Origin of the sequence: Pseudomonas sp. LPB4.O (assembly GCF_038383825.1) — a bacterium.
In the GTDB taxonomy this organism is placed as follows: Bacteria; Pseudomonadota; Gammaproteobacteria; order Pseudomonadales; family Pseudomonadaceae; genus Aquipseudomonas; species Aquipseudomonas putida.
In genome coordinates this window covers 5,335,138-5,360,685 of record NZ_CP151298.1, presented here as the reverse complement: position 1 = coordinate 5,360,685, position 25,548 = coordinate 5,335,138, and the positions used below count along the sequence as shown (strand labels likewise).

At 62.2% G+C, this 25,548-nt stretch carries 19 protein-coding genes; 7 read left to right on the top strand and 12 right to left on the bottom strand.

Annotation, left to right across the window (positions count from 1 at the left end):
* The first annotated feature begins 16 nt into the window (after positions 1-16).
* The 6 genes from infB (at position 17) to MRBLPB4O_RS24220 (ending at position 7,366) form a co-directional block, all read left to right on the top strand.
* Positions 17-2,545, top strand: coding sequence for a translation initiation factor IF-2 (infB, locus tag MRBLPB4O_RS24245; RefSeq protein WP_016501636.1), 2,529 nt, complete (start codon positions 17-19; stop codon positions 2,543-2,545).
* 116 nt (positions 2,546-2,661) lie between these two features.
* Positions 2,662-3,060 (top strand): 30S ribosome-binding factor RbfA, encoded by a 399-nt coding sequence (rbfA, locus tag MRBLPB4O_RS24240; protein ID WP_016489165.1) that lies wholly within the window; start codon positions 2,662-2,664, stop codon positions 3,058-3,060.
* Between the two features lie 3 nt (positions 3,061-3,063).
* Positions 3,064-3,981: a tRNA pseudouridine(55) synthase TruB gene (gene truB, locus MRBLPB4O_RS24235; protein ID WP_016501634.1), complete on the top strand. Its 918-nt coding sequence runs from the start codon at positions 3,064-3,066 to the stop codon at positions 3,979-3,981.
* A gap of 147 nt (positions 3,982-4,128) precedes the next feature.
* Positions 4,129-4,398, top strand: coding sequence for a 30S ribosomal protein S15 (gene rpsO, locus MRBLPB4O_RS24230; protein ID WP_012274241.1), 270 nt, complete (start codon positions 4,129-4,131; stop codon positions 4,396-4,398).
* Between the two features lie 249 nt (positions 4,399-4,647).
* Positions 4,648-6,753 carry a polyribonucleotide nucleotidyltransferase gene (pnp, locus tag MRBLPB4O_RS24225; protein ID WP_341796820.1) on the top strand — a complete coding sequence of 702 codons (2,106 nt, stop codon included), beginning with the start codon at positions 4,648-4,650 and terminating at the stop codon, positions 6,751-6,753.
* A gap of 262 nt (positions 6,754-7,015) precedes the next feature.
* Positions 7,016-7,366, top strand: coding sequence for a BON domain-containing protein (locus MRBLPB4O_RS24220; RefSeq protein ID WP_063422843.1), 351 nt, complete (start codon positions 7,016-7,018; stop codon positions 7,364-7,366).
* Positions 7,367-7,444: 78 nt separating this feature from the next.
* On the opposite strand, the gene MRBLPB4O_RS24215 is transcribed toward MRBLPB4O_RS24220, so the two are convergent.
* Positions 7,445-7,747 carry a putative quinol monooxygenase gene (locus MRBLPB4O_RS24215; protein WP_049277401.1) on the bottom strand — a complete coding sequence of 101 codons (303 nt, stop codon included), beginning with the start codon at positions 7,745-7,747 and terminating at the stop codon, positions 7,445-7,447.
* Between the two features lie 60 nt (positions 7,748-7,807).
* Here MRBLPB4O_RS24215 and MRBLPB4O_RS24210 point away from each other — a divergent pair, with 60 nt between their 5' ends.
* Positions 7,808-8,221, top strand: a complete 414-nt coding sequence (locus tag MRBLPB4O_RS24210; protein ID WP_010955354.1) for a VOC family protein — start codon at positions 7,808-7,810, stop codon at positions 8,219-8,221.
* A gap of 137 nt (positions 8,222-8,358) precedes the next feature.
* Here the strand turns inward: MRBLPB4O_RS24210 and MRBLPB4O_RS24205 are convergent, their stop codons facing one another.
* The 11 genes from MRBLPB4O_RS24205 to MRBLPB4O_RS24155 all read right to left on the bottom strand — a co-directional run bounded on the left by MRBLPB4O_RS24205 (position 8,359) and on the right by MRBLPB4O_RS24155 (position 25,424).
* On the bottom strand, positions 8,359-11,295 hold the full coding sequence (locus tag MRBLPB4O_RS24205; protein WP_341796819.1) for a DUF748 domain-containing protein: 2,937 nt from the start codon (positions 11,293-11,295) through the stop codon (positions 8,359-8,361).
* Positions 11,296-11,373: 78 nt separating this feature from the next.
* Complete coding sequence (locus MRBLPB4O_RS24200) at positions 11,374-12,243, bottom strand: oxygenase MpaB family protein (protein ID WP_341796818.1); 870 nt, start codon at positions 12,241-12,243, stop codon at positions 11,374-11,376.
* 42 nt (positions 12,244-12,285) lie between these two features.
* Positions 12,286-14,220 carry an acetate--CoA ligase gene (gene acs, locus MRBLPB4O_RS24195; RefSeq protein ID WP_341796817.1) on the bottom strand — a complete coding sequence of 645 codons (1,935 nt, stop codon included), beginning with the start codon at positions 14,218-14,220 and terminating at the stop codon, positions 12,286-12,288.
* Between the two features lie 136 nt (positions 14,221-14,356).
* Complete coding sequence (gene pgi / locus MRBLPB4O_RS24190) at positions 14,357-16,021, bottom strand: glucose-6-phosphate isomerase (protein WP_169725164.1); 1,665 nt, start codon at positions 16,019-16,021, stop codon at positions 14,357-14,359.
* Between the two features lie 234 nt (positions 16,022-16,255).
* Positions 16,256-17,119: a pantoate--beta-alanine ligase gene (gene panC, locus MRBLPB4O_RS24185; RefSeq protein ID WP_016501625.1), complete on the bottom strand. Its 864-nt coding sequence runs from the start codon at positions 17,117-17,119 to the stop codon at positions 16,256-16,258.
* Entirely contained in the window at positions 17,116-17,916 is an 801-nt protein-coding gene (panB, locus tag MRBLPB4O_RS24180) for a 3-methyl-2-oxobutanoate hydroxymethyltransferase (protein ID WP_019470466.1), read from the bottom strand. The genes panC and panB overlap by 4 nt, the downstream gene beginning before the upstream one ends.
* Before the next feature lie 262 nt (positions 17,917-18,178).
* Positions 18,179-18,658, bottom strand: a complete 480-nt coding sequence (gene folK / locus MRBLPB4O_RS24175; RefSeq protein WP_341796816.1) for a 2-amino-4-hydroxy-6-hydroxymethyldihydropteridine diphosphokinase — start codon at positions 18,656-18,658, stop codon at positions 18,179-18,181.
* Positions 18,655-20,043 (bottom strand): polynucleotide adenylyltransferase PcnB, encoded by a 1,389-nt coding sequence (locus MRBLPB4O_RS24170; RefSeq protein ID WP_016501622.1) that lies wholly within the window; start codon positions 20,041-20,043, stop codon positions 18,655-18,657. The genes folK and MRBLPB4O_RS24170 overlap by 4 nt, the downstream gene beginning before the upstream one ends.
* Positions 20,044-20,841: 798 nt before the next feature.
* Entirely contained in the window at positions 20,842-22,284 is a 1,443-nt protein-coding gene (locus tag MRBLPB4O_RS24165; RefSeq protein WP_341796815.1) for a sigma-54 dependent transcriptional regulator, read from the bottom strand.
* A 4-nt stretch (positions 22,285-22,288) separates the two neighbouring features.
* On the bottom strand, positions 22,289-25,264 hold the full coding sequence (locus MRBLPB4O_RS24160) for a sensor histidine kinase (RefSeq protein WP_169725163.1): 2,976 nt from the start codon (positions 25,262-25,264) through the stop codon (positions 22,289-22,291).
* On the bottom strand, positions 25,248-25,424 hold the full coding sequence (locus MRBLPB4O_RS24155; RefSeq protein ID WP_003250005.1) for a hypothetical protein: 177 nt from the start codon (positions 25,422-25,424) through the stop codon (positions 25,248-25,250). Before MRBLPB4O_RS24155 ends, MRBLPB4O_RS24160 begins: the two co-directional genes overlap by 17 nt.
* Positions 25,425-25,548 lie beyond the last annotated feature (124 nt).

Sequence of the window (25,548 nt, the reverse complement as noted above, 5' to 3'; positions counted from 1 at the left end):
CTGAGGAGAGAAGTGCATGACGCAAGTCACGGTGAAAGAACTGGCCCAAGAGGTCGAGGCACCGGTAGAGCGCCTGCTGCAGCAGATGCGTGAGGCAGGTCTGCCGCACACCGACGCCGGTCAGGTAGTGACCGACAATGAGAAGCAGACCCTGCTGACTCATTTGAAAAGCAGCCACAAGAGCAAGGCGGAAGAGCCGCGCAAGATTACCTTGCAGCGCAAAACCACCAGCACCCTGCGTGTCGCCGGTAGCAAAAGCATTAGCGTAGAAGTACGCAAGAAGAAAGTATTCGTGCAGCGCAGCCCGGAAGAAGTCCAGGCTGAGCAGAAGCGTGAAGTGGAAGAGCGCCGCGCGGCTGAAAACGCCGTTCGTGACAAGGTTGATGCCGAAGTCCGCCAGCGCAACGAAGATCAGGCTCGCCGTCAGGCAGCCGACTCTGCTGTAGCCGCTCCTGCGCCTGCCGCCAAGCCAGAGCCGGCACCTGCCGCTGCCCCGGCTCCGGTAGTCGCCGACGCCCCGGCCTCCGAAGACGCTGCAGCCCGTGCTGCCGAGCGCAAGAAGGACGAGACCCGTCGCAACGAAAGCCGTACTCGCGATGACGATCGTCGTCGTGGCGAGGCGCCTCGTGTGTCGATCAAGGTCAAGGTCAAGGAAAAGGAAAAGGCGCCGACTCCGCGTGCTGCTCCGCGTACCACCGACGAAGAGAGCGATGGCGCTCGTCGCGGTCGTGGTGGCAAGGGCAAGCTGAAGAAGCGTAACCAGCATGGCTTCCAGAACCCGACCGGCCCCGTCATCCGTGACGTGACCATCGGCGAGACCATCACGGTCTCCGAACTGGCCAACCAGATGTCCGTCAAGGGCGCTGAAGTTGTCAAGTTCATGTTCAAGATGGGCACCCCGGTTACCATCAACCAGGTACTCGACCAGGAAACCGCTCAGCTGATCGCAGAAGAGCTGGGCCACAAGGTCACCCTGGTCAGCGACAGCGCCCTGGAAGACTCCCTGGCCGAATCGCTGAAATTCGAAGGCCAGTCCGAGTCGCGTGCGCCGGTGGTAACTGTCATGGGCCACGTTGACCATGGTAAGACCTCGCTGCTCGACTACATCCGTCGTGCCAAGGTTGCTGCTGGCGAAGCCGGTGGTATCACCCAGCACATCGGTGCCTACCACGTCGAAACCGACCGCGGCATGGTCACCTTCCTCGACACCCCGGGCCACGCAGCTTTCACTCAGATGCGTGCACGTGGTGCCAAGGCGACCGACATCGTCATCCTGGTGGTGGCGGCGGACGACGGCGTGATGCCGCAAACCCGCGAGGCCGTTCAGCATGCCAAGGCAGCTGGCGTTCCGCTGGTGGTCGCGGTGAACAAGATCGACAAGCCAGGTGCTGACCTCGATCGCATCCGTAACGAACTGTCCGTCGAAGGCGTGACCTCCGAGGAATGGGGTGGTGACACGCCGTTCGTCAAGGTTTCGGCGAAGATGGGTACCGGTGTCGACGAACTGCTCGAAGCCGTCCTGCTGCAGGCCGAGGTTCTCGAACTGACCGCTACGCCGACCGCCCCAGGCCGTGGTGTCGTGGTTGAATCGCGCCTCGACAAGGGCCGTGGTCCGGTTGCTACCATCCTGGTCCAGGACGGTACACTGCGTCAGGGCGACATGGTCCTGTGTGGCTCCAACTATGGCCGTGTTCGCGCCATGCTCGACGAGAACGGCAAGCCTGTGAAGGAAGCTGGCCCGTCGATCCCGGTCGAGATCCTCGGCCTGGATGGCACGCCGGAAGCCGGTGACGAGCTGTCGGTAGTGGCCGACGAGAAGAAAGCCCGCGAAGTTGCCCTGTTCCGTCAAGGCAAGTACCGCGAGGTCAAGCTGGCCCGTGCTCACGCCGGCAAGCTGGAAAACATCTTCGAGAACATGGGCCAGGCCGAGAAGAAAACCCTCAACATCGTTCTCAAGACCGATGTTCGCGGTTCGCTCGAGGCGCTCAACGGTTCGCTCGGCGCTCTGGGCAACGACGAAGTACAGGTCCGTGTGATCGGTGGCGGCGTCGGTGGTATCACCGAGAGCGACGCCAACCTGGCGCTGGCTTCGAATGCAGTACTGTTCGGCTTCAACGTGCGTGCCGATGCCGGCGCGCGCAAGATCGTCGAGCAGGAAGGTCTGGATATGCGTTACTACAACGTGATCTACGACATCATCGAAGACGTCAAAAAGGCCCTGACCGGCATGCTCGGCAGCGATGTTCGCGAGAACATCCTGGGTGTCGCCGAAGTACGTGACGTGTTCCGTTCGCCGAAGTTCGGCGCCATCGCTGGCTGTATGGTCATCGAGGGTACCGTGTACCGTAACCGTCCGATCCGCGTACTGCGCGAAGACGTGGTTATCTTCGAAGGCGAGCTGGAATCGCTGCGTCGCTTCAAGGACGACGCCGCCGAAGTGCGTAACGGCATGGAGTGCGGTATTGGCGTCAAGAGCTACAACGACGTCAAGGTCGGTGACAAGATCGAAGTGTTCGAGAAAGTCCAGGTGGCTCGTACCCTCTAAGGGCGAGCTAGCCGCAAACGCCCGCTACAGGGCGGTTTGCGGCACCTCTTCAGGTAGCGCCCGGTCAGGCATTCGTCTGACCGGGCGTTTGCCGCTTTAAGTTACAGGTAGCAAGAATGGCCAAAGAATACAGCCGTACCCAACGTATCGGCGATCAGATGCAGCGCGAGCTGGCCGAGCTGATCCGTCGCGAAGTCAAGGATCCACGTGTCGGTCTGGTCACCATCACCGCCGTGGACGTCAGCCGTGACCTGGGCCATGCCAAGGTGTTCATCACCGTCATGGGCGAGGAAACGCCAGACGCCGTGAAGCAGTCGTTGAAGGCACTGAACAGTGCTGCCAGCTTCCTGCGTCTGCACCTGGGCCGCTCGATGCAGCTGCGCAGCGTGCCGCAGTTGCACTTCCACTTCGATGAAAGCGTCAGCCGCGGTGTGCACCTGTCGGCGCTGATCGAGCGTGCAGTGGCCGAAGACCGCCTGCACAAGGATACCGACGAGCTGGACACCAAGGAGTAAGCGGTGGCCCAGGTCAAACGTATCCGCCGCAATGTCAGCGGCATCATCCTGCTCGACAAGCCTCTGGGCTTCACGTCCAACGCCGCCCTGCAAAAGGTGCGCTGGCTGCTCAACGCGGAAAAGGCCGGTCACACCGGTAGCCTCGACCCGTTGGCAACCGGCGTGCTGCCGCTGTGCTTCGGCGAGGCGACCAAGTTTTCGCAGTACCTGCTCGATTCCGACAAGGGCTACGAAACCGTCATGCAGATGGGGCAGACTACCAACACCGGCGATGCTGAAGGTGAGGTGCTGCAGACCCGCGAAGTGACCGTTGGTCGTGCCGACATCGAAGCGGTGCTGCCACGTTTTCGTGGCCCGATCAGCCAGATACCGCCGATGTACTCGGCGCTCAAGCGTGACGGCCAGCCGTTGTACAAGCTGGCACGTGCAGGAGAGGTAGTGGAGCGCGAGGCGCGTTCTGTTACTATTAACCGCTTGGAGTTGCTGGAGTGCGAAGGCACTCGTGCACGGTTGACCGTAGGATGCAGCAAAGGCACCTATATCCGCACCCTGGTGGAGGATATCGGCGAGGCCCTTGGTTGCGGTGCCTATGTCGCCGAGCTGCGCAGGACCCAGGCCGGGCCTTTCGCGCTGGCACAAACGGTCACGCTCGAAGCGCTTGAACAGGCCCATGCCGAAGGCGGTAACGAAGCGCTCGATCGCTTCCTGATGCCCTCGGACAGCGGCCTGCAGGACTGGCCCATGGTGAGCCTGTCCGAGCACAGCGCGTTCTACTGGCTGCATGGTCAGGCGGTACGCGCGCCGGACGCGCCACAGTTTGGCATGGTCCGGGTACAAGATCACAATGCGCGCTTCATCGGTATCGGTGAAGTGAGCGAAGACGGGCGTATTGCGCCGCGTCGGCTTATTCGGTCGGAATGACCGAAACCGCGGGGTAAGGCTTTGGCCGAACCCTACGGAATCAAGGGTGGCTGTCAGTAGGCACGGTCACACCTTTTTTATTAATACAGGGATTTGTCCCTGGCCTATTGGACCCCGCTTGCGGGATCCGTTATCAGGAGAAGCCAAATGGCCCTCAGCGTTGAAGAAAAAGCTCAAATCGTTACCGACTTCCAGCAAGCCGCTGGCGACACTGGTAGCCCGGAAGTTCAGGTTGCTCTGCTGACCGCGAACATCAACAAGCTGCAAGGCCACTTCAAGGCCAACGGTAAAGACCACCACTCGCGTCGTGGCCTGATCCGTATGGTAAACCAGCGTCGTAAGCTGCTGGACTACCTGAAGGGTAAAGACACCACTCGTTACAGCGCCCTGATCGGTCGCCTGGGCCTGCGTCGCTAATAGCGGCCTGGTCAGTGGTGTGCATGGCGTGTCTCATGCAGTGGCAGCGCTGCCTGGCAGCGTTGTCTATGGGCACGCCATGCGTATCTCCGAGGTTGGCAGCCTGGTGAAGTGGAGCGGTTTTCCGCTCTTCAACCAGGCTCCCAGCCTCGTGTTGTATCTGGACGGTCAATGGGGCCGATTCCCCGTTCTGCCCACAAATTCGCAAGAAACCAGTTCCCCCAGAGCCACTGAAAAAGGTAGGAAACCGTGAACCCGGTAATCAAGACATTCCAGTTCGGTCAGTCGACCGTTACTCTCGAAACGGGCCGTATTGCCCGTCAGGCAACCGGCGCCGTGCTGGTTACCGTCGACAACGACGTCACCGTGCTGGTGACTGTGGTAGGCGCCAAACAGGCTGATCCAGGCAAGGGTTTCTTCCCGCTGTCGGTTCACTACCAGGAAAAGACCTACGCCGCCGGCAAGATCCCAGGTGGTTTCTTCAAGCGTGAAGGCCGTCCTTCCGAGAAAGAGACCCTGACCTCGCGCCTGATCGACCGTCCGATCCGTCCGCTGTTCCCGGAAGGCTTCATGAACGAAGTGCAGGTCGTCTGCACCGTGGTTTCCACCAGCAAGAAGACCGACCCGGACATCGCTGCGATGATCGGTACCTCGGCTGCCCTGGCCATCTCGGGTATTCCGTTCGAAGGCCCGATCGGCGCCGCCCGCGTTGCCTTCCACGAAAGCACCGGCTACCTGCTGAACCCTACCTACGAGCAACTGGCTGCCTCGAGCCTGGACATGGTCGTTGCCGGTACCTCCGACGCCGTGCTGATGGTTGAATCGGAAGCTCAAGAGCTGACCGAAGACCAGATGCTGGGTGCCGTACTGTTCGCCCACGACGAGTTCCAGGCTGTTATCCAGGCTGTCAAAGAGCTGGCTGCCGAAGCTGGCAAGCCGACCTGGGACTGGAAACCTGCGGTTGCCAACACCGAGCTGTTCAACGCCATCCGCGCCGAGTTCGGCGAAGCGGTTTCGCAGGGTTACACCATCACCGTCAAGGCTGACCGCTATGCGCGCCTGGGCGAGCTGCGTGACCAGGCCATCGCCAAGTTCTCCGGTGAAGAAGGCCAGCCTTCGGCTTCCGAAGTCAAAGAAATCTTCGGCGAAATCGAATACCGCACCGTTCGCGAAAACATCGTCAACGGCAAGCCTCGTATCGACGGCCGCGACACCAAGACCGTTCGTCCGCTGAACATCGAAGTAGGTGTTCTGCCGAAGACCCACGGTTCGGCGCTGTTCACCCGTGGTGAAACCCAGGCTCTGGTCGTTGCGACCCTGGGTACTGCCCGTGACGCCCAGCTGCTGGACACCCTCGAAGGCGAGAAGAAAGACCCCTTCATGCTGCACTACAACTTCCCGCCGTTCTCGGTGGGCGAGTGTGGTCGTATGGGCGGTGCTGGCCGTCGCGAAATCGGCCACGGCCGTCTGGCCCGTCGCTCGGTCCAGGCCATGCTGCCGGCTGCTGACGTGTTCCCGTACACCATCCGCGTGGTTTCGGAAATCACCGAATCCAACGGTTCCAGCTCCATGGCTTCGGTCTGTGGCGCTTCCCTGGCCCTGATGGACGCTGGTGTGCCAATGAAGGCGCCGGTTGCCGGTATCGCCATGGGCCTGGTCAAGGAAGGCGAGAAGTTTGCCGTTCTGACCGACATCCTGGGTGACGAAGACCACTTGGGCGACATGGACTTCAAGGTAGCCGGTACCGCCAAAGGTGTTACCGCGCTGCAGATGGACATCAAGATCAACGGCATCACCGAAGAGATCATGGAAATCGCCCTGGGCCAAGCCCTGGAAGCGCGCCTGAACATCCTCGGCCAGATGAACCAGATCATTGGTCAGTCGCGTACCGAACTGTCGGCCAACGCCCCGACCATGATCGCGATGAAGATCGACACCGACAAGATCCGTGACGTCATCGGTAAAGGCGGCGCCACCATCCGTGCCATCTGTGAAGAGACCAAGGCTTCGATCGATATCGAAGACGACGGCTCGATCAAGATCTTCGGCGAAACCAAGGAAGCGGCAGAGGCTGCCAAGCAGCGCATCCTGGGCATCACCGCAGAGGCCGAAATCGGCAAGATCTACGTGGGTAAGGTTGAGCGTATCGTCGACTTCGGCGCCTTCGTGAACATCCTGCCTGGCAAGGACGGCCTGGTGCACATTTCGATGCTGAGCGATGCTCGCGTCGAAAAAGTCACCGACATCCTGAAAGAAGGCCAGGAAGTTGAAGTGCTGGTACTGGACGTGGACAACCGCGGCCGTATCAAGCTGTCGATCAAAGATGTTGCCGCGGCCAAGGCCTCGGGCGTCTAAGCGACTGCACCGCAACAGAAAAAGGGCCCTTCGGGGCCCTTTTTTCATGGGTGGCGGGAACCTTTTGCGGACTTGCATCTTGCATGCAGGTTTACCGCGCTGATTGCAAAATGCACGATCACGCAAATGATGGCTGTGTGCTAACCAATTGATTTATAAGGGTTAAATAGAAGTCTCAAAGCTGGCACAGCACATGCAACTACCTTCATACCTGCCGCCAGGACACAGGCGCAGACCTTTCGAAAAAACAGGAGTGACCCACATGAAGAAGTTCGCCATTGCTGCCGCTACTGCTACCGCTCTGACCCTGACCATGGCTAACGCGGCATTTGCCCAACAGTCCACCCAGGCCCCCATGACGCTGGCGGCCGGTGAGGTGACCCAAGCCAAGGAAGCTACCTCTGATACCTGGATCACCACTAAGGTCAAAGCTGACCTGATGACCGAGAAAGGCGTGCCAGGCAGCGACATCAAGGTTGAAACCAACAAAGGCGTAGTGTCGCTGTCGTCCGATGTTGCCATTACCGATTCACAGAAAGAGATGGCAGTCGCCATCGCCAAGAAAATCAAAGGCGTTCAGGCCGTGTCGGCTGATGGCCTGAAGTCCGAATAAGGGATGTCCCGTCGGCCATAAGGATTTGGCCACCTCTACCGAAGCCCTGGCCCTGTGCCGGGGCTTTGCTTTTGGCGCTCAGTACACCGGGTTGCGGGCGATTACATCGCTCTCGAAGCATTCCTGCTCCAGGATCAGCGGTTCTACCAGTGGGCGGCTGTCGCGAAAGTGCGCGGTCTGGGTATGGGCTTCATACGCGGCATCGTCGCGGTAGATTTCGTACAGGTAGATCAGCTCCGGGTCGACCCGGTCCTGCGACACATCGAACACCAGGCAGCCGGGCTCGCTGGCAACGGACGCGGCGGCATTGACCTTGATCGCTGCCAGAAACTCCTTCGCACAACCGGGCTTTACACGGGTCTTGATGAACAGGCTATACACAAGTCGCTCCTTTTGTTTTAAATTCGATTATGAATTGTATACAAAAATGGAGCCTCACCAATGTCTGAATTGCCTGCACGTCCCGGCCGCCTGAATGGCCTGCGCCATATTGCCCTGCTGGTACCCAACCTTGAGGAGTGCGAACGCTTCTACGTCGACGTGCTGGGCATGGAAGTGCTGAACCGCGCCAACGAAGACCTGGTGTACCTCACCTGCGGCAACGACAACCTTTCGCTGGGGCGTGGGGCGGGGGCGGCGAACGGGCTGCAGACACTGGACCACTATGGGTTCATTGTGGACAGCGTGGAGGAGCTGGAGGCCTGGTATCAATACTTCAAGGCCCATGGCGTGACCTTGCTCGACCGGCCGTTCAACCATGGTGACGGGGCGCGCAGCTTCCACTTGCTGGACCCGGCGGGGAACAAGGTGCAGCCGCTGTATCACCCGGCGGTGTCGGGGCAGCGGTTGGTCTAGTAGGCAACCACATCCCCTTGTAGGAGCAGCCTTGTGCTGCGAAGAGGCCGGAACAGGCAGATACCAAATGCTTTACCAGCTCTGGCCTCTTCGCAGCACAAGGCTGCTCCTACAAGGGTAAGTGTCAGTCTAAACGACTATTCGGCATCCAGGTGCATCGGCGTCACCACCCGGCCATCGCTCTCAGGCTGGCCCAGGCTGGTATCGATGAAATACACCCGGTCATCTTCCAGCTTGCCCTTGTCCACCAGGTAATCCTTGATACTGCTGGCCCGCTCCTGGCCCAGTGTACGCAGCAGGGCGGTGCTTTCGGCCCACGACTTGATCACTGCTTCGCGTAGCTTGGTGGTGCGTTCGTCGCGGGCCAGTTGCTCCCATTCGGCAGGCGGTTGCTGTTTCAGGCGCGTGCGGTAGATGCCTTCCAGCATTGCTGGCTTGTCGCTGTCGTCGACTACCAGCATCGACGCATTGGCCGGCACTTTGTCACCGCGGCGCTGGAGGATCTTGTACCAGGTGGCCTGGTATTCACGCTCCAGGCGCTGCTGGGCGATCAGCGGGCCGTCGCTGGCCTGGGCGCTGGTGCCTTCGATTTCCAGGCGCAGCTCCGGGCGCTCTTTCAGCGCCGACGCCAGCTTGTCCAGTGACGACTGGGCATCGCCGGTGAGTTCGCTGGAGCCCGGGGCAAAGGCCACGTTACCCAAGTCTTCCGAGCCACCGCCGGTAACCAACCCACCAATGAACTTGAACGGCGCCTGTGCCGCGCGCAGCACCAGGTTGCGCAGGGTTTGCCACACAATCGGCATCACGCTGAACTGTGGGTTGTTGAGGTCGCCCGTCACAGGCAGTTCGATCGAGATTTTGCCCTCGGTATCCTTCAGCAGTGCCACCGCCAGGCGGATCGGCAGGTCGACGGCGTCCGGGCTGTCGACTTTTTCGCCCAGCTGCAGCTGCTCCACCACTACCTTGTTCTCGGCCTTGAGCTGGCCGTTGGTAATCAGGTAGTGCAGGTCGAGGTTTAGCCGGCCCTTGCGGATACGGAAACCGGCAAATTTGCCGGAGTAGGGCGTCAACGTGGTCAGCTCGACGCGCTTGAAGCTGGTGGCGATGTCCAGGCTGGCAAGCGGGTTGAACGGGTTGAGGGCACCCTTGATGGTAACCGGTGCGTAGCGGTCGACCTTGCCCTTGATATCGACCTTGGCCGGCAGCGGCTTGCGGTTGTCGATGGTGCCGATCTGGCCGTTGAGCTGCTGGACGGCGGTGGCGAAGTTGGGGGTAAGCGACAGGTCGGCAAAGTTGGCCGAGCCGTCATTGATGTCGATCTGGCCGATGTGGATGCCCAGTGGTTTGTCGCTGCTGGCCGAGGCCGGCTTGGCCTGGCTGCTCGCCGGAGCGCCGGCCGGTTGTGGGATCAGCAGGTCATTGACGTTGGTGGTGCGGTCTTCGTTGATGATGAAACGCGCATAGGGTTGCAGCAGGGTCACCTTGTCGATCGACAGGGCGTCGCCGTGCACGTAGGACAAGCCGTCGACATTCACCTGCTGCCATTTGACGAAGTCGCGGCTCTTGATGGTGTCGAGGGTATGCAACTGGTTGACTTGCGCCTTGCCGGTTACGGTGAAGGCCAATGGCGCGGTGTTCTTCAGGTCGACCTTGAGGTCGCTGGCGAGCATGCCGCTGCGCAGCTCCAGCAGGATGAACGGGTTGATGTAGGCCTGGGCCACACGCAGGTCAATGTCGCGGGTGCTCACATCCAGCTTGGCCCATATTGGCGCCAGGTTAACCTGGCCGGACGCCTGCAGCTTGCCTTGCCTGCCTACGCCGGTATCGAGCTTGAGCGTGAAGGGCGTCTGGTTGAGGCTGTCGAAACCTTGCAGGTCGGCGTTGAGGGGACCAATGTCCAAGGCTACCGGATCTTTCTGACTGCGATCTGCCAGGTGCACCAGGTAGTTGCGCAGTTGCACATCCTTGAGCAGCACTTGCCAAGGTTTGCCTGGTTCGTTGGCGGCTTTCTCTTCAGCTGTAGGCTCGGCGGCGGCAGGCTCGGCTTTTTCCTTCGGTGTGGCCTTGGCCGGTTGGCTGGCGAACAGCTTCTGCCAGTCGAGCTGGCCGTCTTTTTCCAGCGCCGCCCAGGTTTCCAGTTTTTCGCTGCGGATCTTGCCCACGGTCACCCGTTGCTTGACCAGGTCGATGGAGGTTTCGCTCACTTCCAGGCTGGCCAAGCGCGCCAATGGGCGGCCATCCGGGGCTTTGATGGCGAACGGCGCAATGCGTACGGACACGTTATCCAGCAGCAGTTCGGTCTGTTTGGCGAGGTTGAGCTTGTAATGCGTATCGAGGCTGACCACGCCGTCTTCCAGCACCAGTGGCACGGCATCGCGCACGTAGGGCCAGAACAGCTTCATCTTCGCGTCGGTGACTTTCAGGGTGCCTTCGGAGGCAATCGGCGACAGGCTCAAGGTGCCTTTCCAGTCGACACGGCCACCGTTGGGGCCGTTGGCCACCAGCGTCATGTCGGCATTGTCGTTGGGCAGGGTGCTGAGGTTTTTCAGCTCCAGGTTCATGTTGTCGTAGAGGAACTCGATCGGCTCGCTGGGGCGCAGGTCCTCGAAGTGCAGGTAGCCATCGACTAACTTGATGCTGCCAATGCGCAGTGGGAACGGGTCACTGGGCGGCTCGTCGGGTTTGGCCTCACCGGCGGGCAGCTTGAACAACCGGGTCAGGTTGAGGGTACCGTCCTTGGCGAACAGTACCTCGTTGCGTGGCTTGTCGAGTTCCACCGCTTCCACATGCAGGGCTTTGGTCCACAGGCTGTCGAGCGAGAGGTTGGCGTACAACCGCTCGAAACCGACTTGCTCCTTGCCCGGCTCGCCAAGCTGCAGACCCCATAGCGTCAGCTCGAGGCTGAAGGGGTTGAGTTCGATCCGCTCGAGGTGGGCCGGCACGGTCGCGTACTGGACCAACTGCTGGTTGGCGATGCGCAGCGCGACACCGGGAAGAACGAGAAAGCCGAGCAGGCTGTAGAGGGCTACGAGGGCCACGATTGCGCCAGCGGCGCGAGTCAATCCTTTGTACATGTGTCGCTTCGTCTGTCTAAGCAGGAGTGCTTGGAGTATGGCACGTTAAATCAGTTCCGCAGGGGCGACCATTTGCCCTCACTCGATGCCCATGCGCCGCTTGGCCCGATGCGCCGAGCCGTCGCGCATTGCCCAGCGCAGCACAGGCGCGGTGCGTTTCAGGCCCAGGCGGATCAGGCGCTGTTGCAAGGGGCTGTGCTGCAGGCCGAGCATGGCCTGGGCCCAGCCGGGCAGCAGGTCGATGCCGGCGTGCAGCATCAGCTTGCCTACCGGCTGTGCCAGGCGGCTGGGGGCAGGGGCGTCGAGCAGGATCTGTATCACCTCATGGCTGCGCGTATCGCAGTGCAGCTGCGCACGCATGCGTTGCAGGTAGTCTTCGACTTGCTGGCAGGAACGTGGCACGTCACGGGCGCCAAGGCGTTCGGCGATCAGGGCGATTTCGTTGTAGTAAGCATCCTGCTCGGCGCGCGGCAGGTGCGGGTTGCGGTAACGCAGGTGGGCGGCGAGGAAACTGCTCACCTCCGCCACATGCACCCAGGTCAGCAGGTCCGGGTCGCTGGCGGCATAGGGGCGGCCGTCCGGTGCTGTGCCGGTGACCTGCAGGTGAATGGTGCGCACCTTGTCGATCAGCCACTCGGCATCGCCGGTAGCACCAAAGGTGGTACCGGAAATGAACTGGCTGGTGCGGCGCAGGCGGCCGAGCAGGTCTTCACGAAAGTTTGAGTGGTCCCACACACCGGCCAGGGCCAGCGGGTGCAACAGCTGCAGCATCAGCGCACTGATGCCGCCGACCAGCATGCTCGGGAAGTCGCCATGTACCCGCCAGCTGATGCTGTGCGGGCCGAACAGGCCGGGGTCGCCCTTGGGCGATTCCAGGTCGAGCTGGCCGAGGGCCAGCCCGGTGAGGCTCATGACCTGGGTTTCGATGCGGCGGCGAAGGGCTTCCATGGCGACCTGTGGTTCAGGGCGGCCATGGACAGTGGCCGCCGGTTACTGGTTGAGGCGTTTATCAATCAGGCCCTGTACCACGCTGGGGTCGGCCAGGGTCGAGGTATCGCCCAGGTTCTCCAGCTCGTTGCAGGCGATTTTGCGCAGTATACGCCGCATGATCTTGCCTGAGCGGGTCTTGGGCAATGCCGGCGCCCACTGAATCAGCTCGGGCTTGGCGAAACTGCCGATTTCCTTGCTGACCAGGGCCAGCAGTTCGGCCTTGAGCGCATCGTCCGGGGCCACGCCATTCATGGGCGTGACGAAGGCGTACACGCCCTGGCCCTTCAGGTCGTGCGGGTAGCCGACCACCGCTGCTTCGGCGACGCTGTCATGCAACACCAGCGCGCTTTCCACCTCTGCGGTGCCGATGCGGTGCCCGGACACGTTGATCACATCGTCGATACGCCCGGTGATCCAGTAGTCGCCATCGGCGTCGCGGCGGGCACCGTCGCCGGTGAAGTAGTAGCCGGGCATGGGCTTGAAGTAGGTGTCGACCATGCGCTGGTGGTCGCCATAGACGCTGCGGATCTGACCCGGCCAGCTGGCCTTGATCACCAGCAGGCCGGCGCCGGGGCCTTCGATCAGCTTGCCTTTTTCGTCCAGCAGTACCGGTTGCACGCCGAACATGGGCTGGGTTGCGCAACCGGGCTTGAGTGACTGTGAGCCGGGAAGCGGGGTGAGCATGATGCCGCCGGTTTCGGTCTGCCACCAGGTATCGACGATGGGGCAGCGTTTTTGCCCGACTTCCTCGAAATACCATTCCCAGGCTTCGGGGTTGATCGGCTCGCCGACGCTGCCCAGCAGGCGCAGGCTTTTGCGCGAAGTACCCTGCAATGGCGCCGAGCCCTCGCGCATCAACGCGCGCAGGGCGGTTGGGGCGGTGTAGAAGATGTTCACCTGATGCTTGTCCACCACTTGCCAGAAGCGCGAGGTGTCCGGGTAGTTGGGCACGCCTTCGAACATCAGCGAGATTGCGCCATTGGCCAGCGGGCCATAGACGATGTAGCTGTGGCCGGTGACCCAGCCGACGTCGGCGGTGCACCAGAACACCTCGCCGTCGCGGTAATCGAACACCACCTTGAAGGTCATCGTCGCCTGCAACAGGTACCCGCCGGTGGTGTGCAGCACGCCCTTGGGTTTGCCGGTGCTGCCTGAGGTGTACAGGATGAACAGCGGGTCTTCGGCCTCCATCGGTTCGGGGATGCATTCGTCGCCGGCGTTGTCGGTTGCCTCGTGGTACCAGAGGTCGCGGCCTTCGGCCCAAGTGACATCGCCGCCGGTGCGGCGCACCACGAATACACTGCTGACTGCCGGGCAGCTGGCCAGGGCCTTGTCGACGTTCTGCTTCAGCGGGATGCGCTTGCCCCCCCGCACGCCTTCGTCGGCGGTGATCACCGTGCGGCAGTCGGCGTCGAGTATGCGGTCACGCAGGGCGTCAGGGGAGAAACCGCCGAACACCACCGAGTGGATGGCACCGATGCGGGTGCAGGCGAGCATGGCGAAGGCAGCCTCGGGGATCATCGGCATGTAGATGCATACCCGGTCGCCTTTTTTAACCCCGCGTGCTTTCAGTGCGTTGGCCAGGCGGCAGACCTGACGGTGCAGTTCGCGGTAGGTGATGGTCTTTGCATCTTTCGGGTCGTCGCCTTCCCACAGCAGGGCGGTCTGCTCGCTGCGCTGGGCCAGGTGACGGTCGATGCAGTTGTAGCTGACGTTCAGTTGTGCACCGTCGAACCAGCGGGCTTCGCCGGTGTTCAGGTCGCATTGCTGCACGCTCGACCAGGGCTTGATCCAGTCCAGGCGTTTGGCTTGTTCGGCCCAGAAGGTGTCAGGGTCGTCGACCGACTGGCGGTAGAGGCGGCGGTATTCGTCGGGGGTGAGGGCGGCGGACTTGCTGACGGCCAGGGCCTGGGGGTAATTGTGGATATCGAACATGGCGGGTGGTCCTGCTCTTGTAAGGGGCGATGGACTGCAACGGCTATTCGATAGGACAGTGTAGCTGGGAGCGGTGTTCAACCTGTGCTGACCTCTTCGCGGGTTTACCCGCGAAGAGGCCCGTACAGGCGTTGGATCAACCGCGGTGACGGCCGCGGAAGTAGTTGATCAGGCCTTGGGTAGAGCCGTCTTCGGCGCTGTCTTCCAATGTGCCGACCAGGCGTTGGTAAACACCCTTGCCCAGCTCTTTGCCCAGTTCCACACCCCATTGGTCAAAGGCGTTGATACCCCAGATCACGCTCTGCACGAACACTTTGTGCTCGTACATTGCCACCAGTGCGCCCAAGCGGCGTGGGCTGATGCGCTCCACAACCAAGGTGTTGCTCGGGCGGTTGCCCGGGATCACCTTGTGCGGGGCCAGCTTGGCGATGTCCGCTTCGTTCAGGCCTTTGCTGCGCAATTCGGCCTCGGCTTCTTCACGGGTCTTGCCCTGCATCAGCGCCTGGCTCTGCGACAGGCAGTTGGCGTACAGCCACTGGTGGTGGTCGGCCACCGGGTTGAAGCTCACCACCGGTACGATGAAGTCGGCCGGAATCAGCTGGGTGCCCTGGTGCAATAACTGGTGGTAGGCGTGCTGGCCGTTACAGCCGACCCCGCCCCAGATCACCGGGCCGGTATCGGTTTTCACCGGGGTGCCGTCCTGTAGCACGCTCTTGCCGTTGGACTCCATGTCCAGCTGCTGCAGGTGCTTGGTGATATTGCGCAGGTAGTGGTCGTACGGCAGGATCGCGTGGCTGTTCGCGCCCCAGAAGTTGCCATACCACACGCCCAGCAGGGCCAGCAGCACCGGCATGTTCTTGTCGAACGGCGCGGTCTGGAAGTGCTGGTCCATGGTGTGGGCACCGGACAGCAGTTCCTTGAAGTTGGCTGTGCCGATGGCCAGGGCGATTGGCAGGCCGATGGCCGACCACAGCGAATAGCGCCCACCCACCCAGTCCCACATCGGGAAGATGTTCTCTTCGCGAATACCAAAGGCCACGGCGGCGGCCTTGTTGCTGGAAACCGCGATGAAGTGGCGGTACAGCTCGGCTTCCGAGCCGCCCTGGGCCAGGTACCAGGTGCGCGCGGCCATGGCGTTTTTCAGGGTCTCGAGGGTGTTGAACGACTTCGACGAGACGATGAACAGGGTGGTTTCGGCGCGCAGGTTGGCCGACAGCTCGTGGAACTCGCTGCCGTCGATGTTGGCCAGGTAATGGCAGCGTACGCCACGCTGGGCGTAGGGCAGCAGCGCCTCGGAAACCAGCTCGGGGCCAAGGAACGAGCCACCGATGCCGATGTTGACCACGTCGGTGATGGGCTTTTCGCTGTAGCCGCGCCACAGGCCGTCGTGGATGCGCCCGACCAGTTCGGTGATCTGGTTGAGTACCTTGTGTACTTCCGGCATGACGTTCACGCCGTTGACGCTGAGCTTGTCGCCCACGGGCCGGCGCAGGGCAGTGTGCAGCACCGGGCGGCCTTCAGAGGCGTTGATGATTTCGCCGCTGAACATCGACTTGATGGCGTCCTGCAGGCCCACTTCGTTGGCCAGGTTCACCAGCAGGTCGCGGCTTTGTTCGGTGATCAGGTTTTTCGAGTAGTCGAGGAACAGGCCGCAGCAGCTCAGGGAGAACTGGTCGAAGCGTTGGGCATCGGCGGCGAAGGCTTCGCGCATGCTGAAGCCTTGCATGGCGTCGCGGTGTTGCTGAAGCGCCTGCCAGGCGGGCAGGGCCGTCACATCGTGGGGAGTACGGTAATACGCCATTGCGCGGGGTTCCCTTGGTGCGTGGTGATGCCTTGGACACGGCAGTCATTGCCGGGTTCAGGCTGGCATCATTATAGGCAAAGGCCACGCGCTGGGAATGGGTATGGCAGGGTGATTTTGGGGCACTTTGCGCCCCATTCGCGGCACAAGGCCGCTCCCACAGGGTTAAGGACAGCGCGGTCCCTGTAGGAGCGGCCTTGTGCCGCGAATGGGCTGCATGGCAGCCCCAGGCCGTTACGCGGTCTTCTCTTCCACATGCAAGTAAAGGTTGTCGATCAACCGCGTGTTACCCAGGTAAGCCGCCGCAATCACCACCAGGTCCCGGTCATCGATCACGGCCGGGCGCAGGCTCACGGCATGGCGCACCTCTAGATAATCCGTGCGCAACCCCGCCGCACTCAGCTGCGCCTGCCCATCAGCGACCAACGCGGCAAAGTCCCGTTGGCCACGGCCGATAGCCTCTGCAATGTGCTGCAACGTACGGTACAGCACCGGCGCGATCGCACGCTGCTCCGGCGTGAGGTAGCCATTGCGCGACGACAGCGCCAGGCCATCTTCGGCGCGCACAGTGGGCTCGCCTATGATCTGAATCGGCATGTTCAGGTCGCGCACCATGGCGCGGATCACCGCCAGCTGCTGGAAGTCCTTTTCACCGAAGACGGCAAGGTCAGGCTGGACCATGTTGAACAGCTTGCTGACTACGGTGGCCACACCTTCGAAATGCCCGGGCCGGCTGGCGCCACACAGGCCTTCGGAAAGGTGGGGCACACTGACGCGGGTTTGCACGCTCATGCCGTCGGGGTACATCTCTTCGGCGCTGGGCGCGAACAGCAGGTTGCAGCCCGCCTGCAGCAGGCGCTCCTGGTCGGCGGCCAGGGTCCGCGGGTACTTGTCGAGGTCTTCGTTGGCGCCGAACTGCAGCGGGTTGACGAAGATGCTGGCCACCACGAAATCGGCGCGCTGCGCAGCCTTGGTCACCAGGGCCGCGTGGCCGCTGTGCAGGTTGCCCATGGTCGGCACGAAGCCGATGCGCTTGCCTTCACCACGAGCGCGGGCGACGGCGGCGCGCAATTCGCGGACGGTCTTGACTGTATTCATGCACTGAACCCGTGTTCGCTACCTGGGAAGCTGACCTGCTTGACCGCCTCGACGTAAGCGACGAGGGCGCTGTGGATATCAGGCTGGCCTTGCATGAAGTTCTTCACGAACTTCGGCACCCGGCCGGTCAGCGACAGGCCGAGCATGTCGTGCAGTACCAGCACCTGGCCATCGGTGGCGCTGCCGGCGCCAATGCCGATCACCGGAATGCCCACGGCATTGGTAATCTCTGCCGCCAGTTCGCTGGGCACGCATTCGAGCAGCAGCATGGCCGCGCCGGCCTGTTCCAGGGCGATGGCGTCGGCGCGCATCTGGCGGGCCTGGGCTTCCTGGCGGCCTTGCACCTTGTAGCCGCCCAGCACGTTGACGGTCTGCGGGGTCAGGCCCATGTGCGCACACACCGGCACGCCGCGCTCAGCCAGCAGACGGATGGTTTCGGCCAGCCATGCGGCGCCTTCGATCTTGACCATGTGGGCGCCAGCCTGCATCAGCGTGGCGCTGTTGGCAAAGGCTTGCTCCGGGGTGGCGTGGGCCATGAACGGCAGGTCGGCAAGGATCAGCGCGCCGTCGTTGCCGCGTTTGACGCTGGCGGTGTGGTAGGCCATGTCCGCCGTGGTGACCGGCAAGGTGCTGTCGTGGCCCTGCAGGACCATCCCCAGCGAGTCGCCAACCAGCAACACTTCGATGCCGGCCTGGCTGGCGGCCTTGGCGAAGGTCGCGTCATAGCAGGTCAGCATTGTGATTTTTTCACCCTTGGCCTTGAGGCCATTGAGGGTGGTAAGGGTTACTTCAGGCATGTCGGAAAATCCTCGTTCAGGCGCTGTAAAAAACGACTGCATTCAACGCGTGTAGTCATCTTCCGGAGCGGCACATCATCGCGCGTGATGTTCGGGCACAGGTCCGTCCGGGCCTAAATACGGGTATGCGGCACTTTGGTGCCACACGGGACGCCTATAGTCGTGAGCGAGGTGTGGGAAGTCAATCACCCTGTTACCGCATTGTTACGATCAGGGTGTTACTGGCGTTACCGCGCCAGTGGGTAAGGCTGGAACGCCCGGTTTACAGGCGCTCAAGGCCGACGAACGGGCAGTCGTCGAGCAATTGCGCAAGGGCGCGGCCATCTGCCAAGTGGAAATCGTCCGGCACCAGTTCGGCCAGTGGATACAGCACGAAAGGCCGGGCATGCATGTGGTAATGCGGCACTTTCAGACGTGGCTCGTCGAGCACCTGGTCACCGAACAGCAGGATGTCCAAGTCCAGCGTGCGCGGGCCCCAGCGGTCCTTGCGCACGCGGCCCTGGCCGTTTTCGATGGCTTGCAGTGCATCGAGCAGCGCCAGTGGCGGCAATGCGGTGTCCAGGGCGGCGACAGCGTTGGTGTAACGCGGTTGACCGGGCAGCAGCGAATCGCTGGTGTACAGGGCCGAAGCCGCCACCAGGCGGGTCTGCTCGACCTGGTCCAGCGCCTGCAAGGCACTGCGCAGTTGCTCGGCAGGCGCGTCCAGGTTGCTGCCCAGGCCGACGTAGGCGCGAGTCTTCACTCGGGCGCCTCGTCGCCACCGCGCTTGCGTTTGCTGGCACTGCGTTTGCGTTTACGCGGGCCGGCACCGGTGCCTTCGTCACGGCTGCCCAGCTCGCGGATCATCTCGCGGCGCTCGCTGTCGTTGGCATCCTGGTAGTCGGTCCACCACTGGCCAAGATCGTCGGTCTCTTCCCCGGCGCTTTCACGCAGCAGCAGGAAGTCGTAACCGGCGCGGAAGCGTGGGTTGTCCAGCAGCAGGTCGGCGCGTTTGCCGCTGCGCCGTGGCAGACGCTCCTGCATGTCCCAGATCTCGCGGATCGGCAGGGTGAAGCGCTTGGGAATGGCGATGCGCGCGCATTGCTCGGCGATCAGGTCGTGTGCCGCGCCGTTCATGGCCGGGATCGGCGGCACGCCCTGGTTCTGCAGGTGCAGTACACGGGCCGGCAGGGCTGGCCACAGCAGCGCAGCGAACAGGAACGCCGGGGTTACCGGTTTGCCCTGCTTCACGCGCAGGTCGGTGTTTTGCAACGCCTGGCTGATCAGTGTGTGGGCGTAGGTCGGGCGCTCGTCCAGGGCGTGCGCACTGGCCGGGAACAATGGCTCGAACAGCTGCAGGTCGACCAGCATTTCGAAGGCGATGGCGCCTTGGCCGGAGAGGAACAGCTTGAGGCATTCCTCGAACAGCCGTGCCGGCGGGATCTCGCGCAGCAGCGGGGCCAGTTCGCGGATCGGCTGAACCGTGTGCTTCTCGATACCGAAGTCCAGCTTGGCGGCGAAACGCACCGCGCGCAGCATGCGCACCGGGTCTTCCTGGTAGCGGTGGGTCGGGTCGCCGATCAGCCGCAGCAGGCGGTTGCGTACATCGTGCACGCCATTGGCGTAATCGAGAATGCGCTCGCTGACCGGATCGTAGTACAGGGCATTGATGGTGAAGTCGCGACGTTGCGCGTCTTCTTCCAGAGTGCCGTACACGTTGTCACGCAGGATGCGGCCACTGGAATTGTGCGACGAACGGTGGCTGTCGCCCTGATCGTCTTCCGAGTGGGGAGCACGGAAGGTGGCAACTTCGATGATCTCACGGCCGAAATGCACGTGAACCAGCTTGAAGCGGCGACCAATGATGCGCGCGTTACGGAACTCGGCACGGACCTGTTCGGGGGTGGCGCTGGTGGCGACGTCGAAGTCCTTCGGCGTGATGCCCAGCATCAGGTCGCGGACACAGCCACCGACCAGGTAAGCCTGGTAGCCGGCGCTCTGCAGGCGTTCCACGATGTTCACCGCGTGACGGCTGAACTGGTGGCGCTGCAGCGAGTGCTGGCTCTTGTTGATCACCTCTGGCGTGGTGCGCCTGTGGTGCGGGCCCGGTACGGGCGGGCGGAAAGACTGGAACAGCTTCTTCAGCATGGGATGCACTGTGTGAAGGAATGTTCGGCCAACAATAGGAGAATGGCCGCATGATGGGCGGGGATTCTAGCATTTACTCGGGGAATGGTGTAGGCGGGTAGCAGGATGGCTGCCAGAAGGGTAGAAACGACAAGGGGAGCCTAAGCTCCCCAAGAAGTCGTTGCGTGCTCTTATTGTTTTTTTACTGGGCTTTTTGTTTTTGTTGAGTGCCCTGTCCACAAATCTCGAAGCTTGTGGACGACCCCCAATCCAGGGGTTAAGAGCAAACGGATTGCTTTGGCCGCTGATGTCACGTTGATCTATCGATCCAACCAGTTCAGGCGCTGCTTTTTAGTGCAGTTTTTGTTGTTCTCTGCCTGGTCGTGGGGCAAGCCCCAAACACGCATCCTCTCCAAAAGAATCAGTTAGCTGCGCCTCCGCCGTCTTGTTTTTATTGTGCGTGAGCCGTTTCGTCTTGTTCTTATTTTAGGTTGCAGTGCTTGTTATTGTTTTTGTACTAAGCATATAGCAGGTGCCGTGCCAACTTTTCAAAACCCAGTAAAATCAAGGGTTTGAGGGGTTTCGGCGAAATTTTGCGGGCTGAAATCGGGGCGATTTCGTTACCGTACACCTCGGGAACTGTTACGGCGGAAAGGTTGGGTAACAGATTTTTGTGGGAACTGATGTGTTACCTGGGGTGTTTCCGGGCCAGATGTGTTCGCCACACCCCGTTTAGCGCCTGGGAGATCGAGCGCCGCCCGCGCGGTGCTCGATCTCCCAGGCGCCGCACTTGCTGCGGCGAACACTGGGCAGGTTGAGTTACTCGCTGGTAGCGTTGCTCTTGCGCCGTGGAATGCCCAGGCGTTGACGCCGTTCCCACAGGCACTTGCGGCTGACGCCTAGCTTGCGTGCCAGTTCTGTTTCGGTCATGTGGTCCTGGTGCTCGAGCACGAAGTGCTGGAAGTAGTCTTCCAGCGAAAGGTCTTCGGTCGGCTCGTGGCTGGCATTGGCAGCACTGGCCACTACCAGCGCGTTGTTGAGGATCTCGTCCTCCTCCAGGTCGCTCAGCTCGATGTCGATGCCCAGCAGCTCGGCAGAAATTTCTGCGCTCTCGCTGAGGATCACCGCGCGCTCCACGGCGTTTTCCAGCTCACGTACGTTACCCGGCCAGCTGTAATGACGAATGGCCTGCTCGGCCTCGGCCGAGAAATGCAGGTCGTCGCGGCCGATGCGCGCACTCTGGCGGGCGAGGAAGGCGCTGGCGATCTCGTTGACGTCGCTGCCGCGCTCGCGCAGGGCAGGCAGTTTCAGGGCGATCACGTGCAGGCGGTAGTAAAGGTCTTCGCGGAACTGGCCGGCCTTGGCCAGGTTCTTCAGGTCGCGGTGGGTCGCGGCGATCAGGCGCACATCGACCTTTTGCGATTGCACCGAACCCACCCGGCGAATCTCGCCTTCCTGCAGCACGCGCAGCAGGCGGGCCTGGGCTTCCAGCGGCAATTCGCCGATTTCGTCGAGGAACAGTGTGCCGCCGTCGGCGGCTTCTACCAGGCCCGCACGCCCGGCGCTGGCGCCAGTGAAGGCGCCTTTTTCGTGACCGAACAGTTCGGACTCGATCAGTGTCTCGGGGATGGCGGCGCAGTTCACCGAGATCATCGGTGCCTTGGCCCGGCGCGACAGGTTGTGCAGGGCGCGGGCCACCAGCTCTTTACCGGTACCCGACTCGCCCTGGATCAGTACGTTGGAGTCGGTAGGCGCCACCTTGCGGATCTTGCTGTACATGTCCTGCATCGGCGGGCACGAGCCGATGATGCCGATTTCGCCATTGGCCGCAGCCGCGCTGCCTTTGTCGGCCAGTGCGGCCTTGCCATTGGTGGCGCGTGGCTCGGCAGCCGGTGCGGCAGCCGGGGCGTTCTGCCGGTCGCGCAGGATACGCGCCACGGCCTGCAGCATCTCGTCGTGGTCGAAAGGCTTGGCGATGTAGTCCACCGCGCCCATTTTCATCGAGTCCACCGCCGAGCGCAGGCTGGCGTAGCTGGTCATGATCAGCACCGGGGTGCCCTGACCGAGCTTGATCAGCTCGGTGCCGGGTGCGCCTGGCAGGCGCAGGTCGCTGACGATCAGGTCGAAGGTGGCAATGCTGAAGCGTTCCTGGGCTTCCTGCACCGAGCCGGCTTCGCTGACCTGGTACTGGTTCCGCTCGAGCAGGCGACGCAAGGCCGAGCGGATGATGGTTTCGTCTTCGACGATCAGAATGTGCGGCATTGATTCAATTCTCTCGACGGTCTCGAATTTCAGGGGACGTCGCTACGACATGCCGGGGCAGGGTCACGCGGATCCGGGTGCCACGTTGCCGTTCGATATCGGCCGGGCTGTCGATGGTGATTTGCCCATAATGCTCTTCCACGATGGAATAGACCAGAGCGAGCCCTAGTCCGGTTCCCTCGCCCGGGTCCTTGGTGGTGAAGAAGGGTTCAAACAGGCGGTCCATGATGTTCTTCGGTATCCCGCTGCCCTCATCCTCGACGATCAGGTCGACGGTATGTTCGCTGACCTCGCTGCGCACGCGTACGGCGCTGCCGGGCTTTGATGCGTCGCGCGCGTTGGAGAGCAGGTTGATCAGCACCTGGGCCAGGCGCTGCGGGTCCCCTTCGGCCCAGTGATCCGGGTTGCAGAGGTTGAAGAACTGTACTTCGAAATTGCGCCGGTTCAAGGCCAGCAGACCGATGGCGTCCTGCGCCACTTCGGCCAGGCACACCGGTTCTTCGCTGTTCTGGTGGCTGCCGCCGGCATGGGCGAAGCTCATCAACGACTGGACGATGCGCGACACGCGTTTGGTCTGGTCGAGGATCTGGCTGGACAGCTCGATGATTTCGCCATCGCCTTCGCGTTCCTCGCGCAGGTTCTGCGCCAGGCAGGCGATGCCGGTAATCGGGTTGCCGATTTCGTGGGCCACGCCGGCGGCCAGGCGGCCGATGCTGGCCAGGCGCTCGGAGTGCACCAGCTTGTCTTCCAGGGCCTGTGTTTCGGTAAGGTCTTCCACCAGCAGCACAAGGCCGCTGTTACCGGGGGCCAACGGCTCGTCGATGGCGGCCTTGTGCAGGTTCAGCCAGCGCGGCTGCCCGTCCAGTGCCAGGCGCTGCTTGTGCAGGTGCTCGTCGGGCAAGTTGATGAAACCTTGCAGTAGGCCCCGCCACGGTTCGTCGATGGTGAGCAGGCGCGAGCCGACCACGTGCTTGGCGGCGATACCGGTCAGCTCTTCCATGGCCTTGTTCCACATCAGGATTTCCTGGTCCTTGGCCAGCGAGCAGACGCCCATGGGCAGCTCCTGCAGGGTCTGGCGGTGGTAACGGCGCAGGGCATCGAGCTCGGCGGCCAGGCCGGTCAGGCGCGAGTGATAGTCTTCCAGGCGGCTTTCGATGAAGTGGATGTCTTCGGTCACGTAGTTTTCGTTACCGGACTTGTACGGCAGGAAGGTTTCGACCATGTCCTGCGCCACGCTCGGCCCCATCAGGCCTGACAGGTTGGCCTCGATGCGGTCGCGCAGGCGGCGCAAGGCGTAGGGGCGACGCTCGTCGAACGGCAGGTAGAGGTCACGCAGGGCCTGTTCCACTTCCTTTTGTGCGGCCTTGGCGCCCAGCGGCTTGGCCAGTTGGGTGGCGAACTCCTGTGGCGAGGCTGCGTGCAGCTCGCGGCGCTGCGGGCGGCGTACGTTGTCCACGGCGCAGGCTTCGGCCGCGCTGACTTCTTCTGTACTGGCGTTGGTGAACAGCGAGATCAGGGTGAACAGCAAAACGTTGGCCGCCAGCGAGGCAATGGCCGCCATGTGCCAGCTGGTATCGTCCAGCACATAGATCATGTCCAGCAGCGGGATGTAGAAGCCCTGCAGATTGCCCAGCAGCGGCAGCAGCATGGTCACCATCCACACCAGGGTGCCGGCCAGCAGCCCAGCGATGAAGCCGCGGCGGTTGGCGGTGGGCCAGTACAGCACCGACAGCACGCCCGGCAGGAACTGCAGGGTGGCGACGAAGGCGACGATGCCCAGGTTGGCCAGGCTCTGGTGGTTGTTCTGGGTCAGGTAGAACATGAAACCGGCGGTGATGATGGCGACGATCAGCGCGCGGCGGGTCCACTTCAGCCAACGGTAGATATTGCCTTCGGCCGGGGGCTGGTACAGCGGCAGCACCAGATGGTTGAGGGCCATGCCCGACAGCGCCAGGGTGGTGACGATGATCAGGCCGCTGGCGGCCGACAAACCGCCGACGTAGGCCAGCAGTGCCAATGCTTCGTTGTTGGCGGCAATCCCCAGGCCCAGGGTGAAGTACTCGGGGTTGGTAGTGGCGCCCAGGCGCAGGCCAGCCCACAGCACCAGCGGCACGGCCAGGCTCATCAGCAGCAGGAACAGCGGCAGGCCCCAGCTGGCACTGACCAGCGAGCGCGGGTTGAGGTTTTCGGTGAAGGCCATGTGGTACATGTGCGGCATGACGATGGCCGAGGCGAAGAACACCAGCAGCAGGGTGCGCCATGGGCCTTCCTGCAGCGGGGTGTGCAGCGCGGCCAGGGCGGTCTGGTTCTGCAGTAGCCACACTTCCAGCTCGTGCGGGCCGCCGAATACGCCGTACAGGGCGTAAAGCCCGATACCGCCCAGGGCCAGCAACTTGATCACCGACTCGAAGGCGATGGCAAACACCAGGCCTTCGTGTTTTTCGCGCGTGGCGATGTGCCGCGAGCCGAAGAAGATGGTGAACAGGATGATCAGCGTACAGAAGGCGAAGGCCACCCTGGCCTTGACCGGCTCACCGGTGAGGATGCTGATCGAGTCGGCCACCGCCTGGATCTGCAACGCCAGCAACGGCAGCACGCCGATCAGCATGATGATGGTGGTGAGTGCCCCGGCCCAGGTGCTGCGGAAGCGGAACGCCAGCAGGTCGGCCAGCGATGACAGCTGGTAGGTGCGGGTGATCTTGAGGATCGGGTAGAGCAGCACCGGTGCCAGCAGGAACGCGCCGGACACCCCCAGGTAACAGGCAAGGAAGCCGTAGCCATATTGGTAGGCCAGGCCCACCGAGCCATAGAAGGCCCAGGCACTGGCGTACACGCCCAGCGACAGGGTGTAGGTGAGCGGGTGGCGAATGATCGAACGCGGGATCAACCCCCGCTCGCTAATCCAGGCCACGCCAAACAGCACCATGAGGTACCCGGCGCTGATCAGGATCATCTGGGTCAGGCTAAAGCTCATCGGCATCTCGTTGGCTCTGCAGGATGAAGGTGACGACGATCAGGATCAGCCAGAGCAGGTAGGGGCGGTACCAGGCTCCGGTCGGTTCGATCCACCAGTCCATGATGGCCGGGGAGAACAGGTAGATCCCCACGACCAGAAGCAGGACCAAACGATAGATGTACATGCTGGCCTCGATGGTTGGGCGCTGCGGGCTTGGACTTATTATTGGCGCAAATGGCTGGGGGGATGCTAGCGGGAATCCATTGCGTTAGCCAAGGTTTTGAAATTATTGGGCTTTTGTTTTTGAG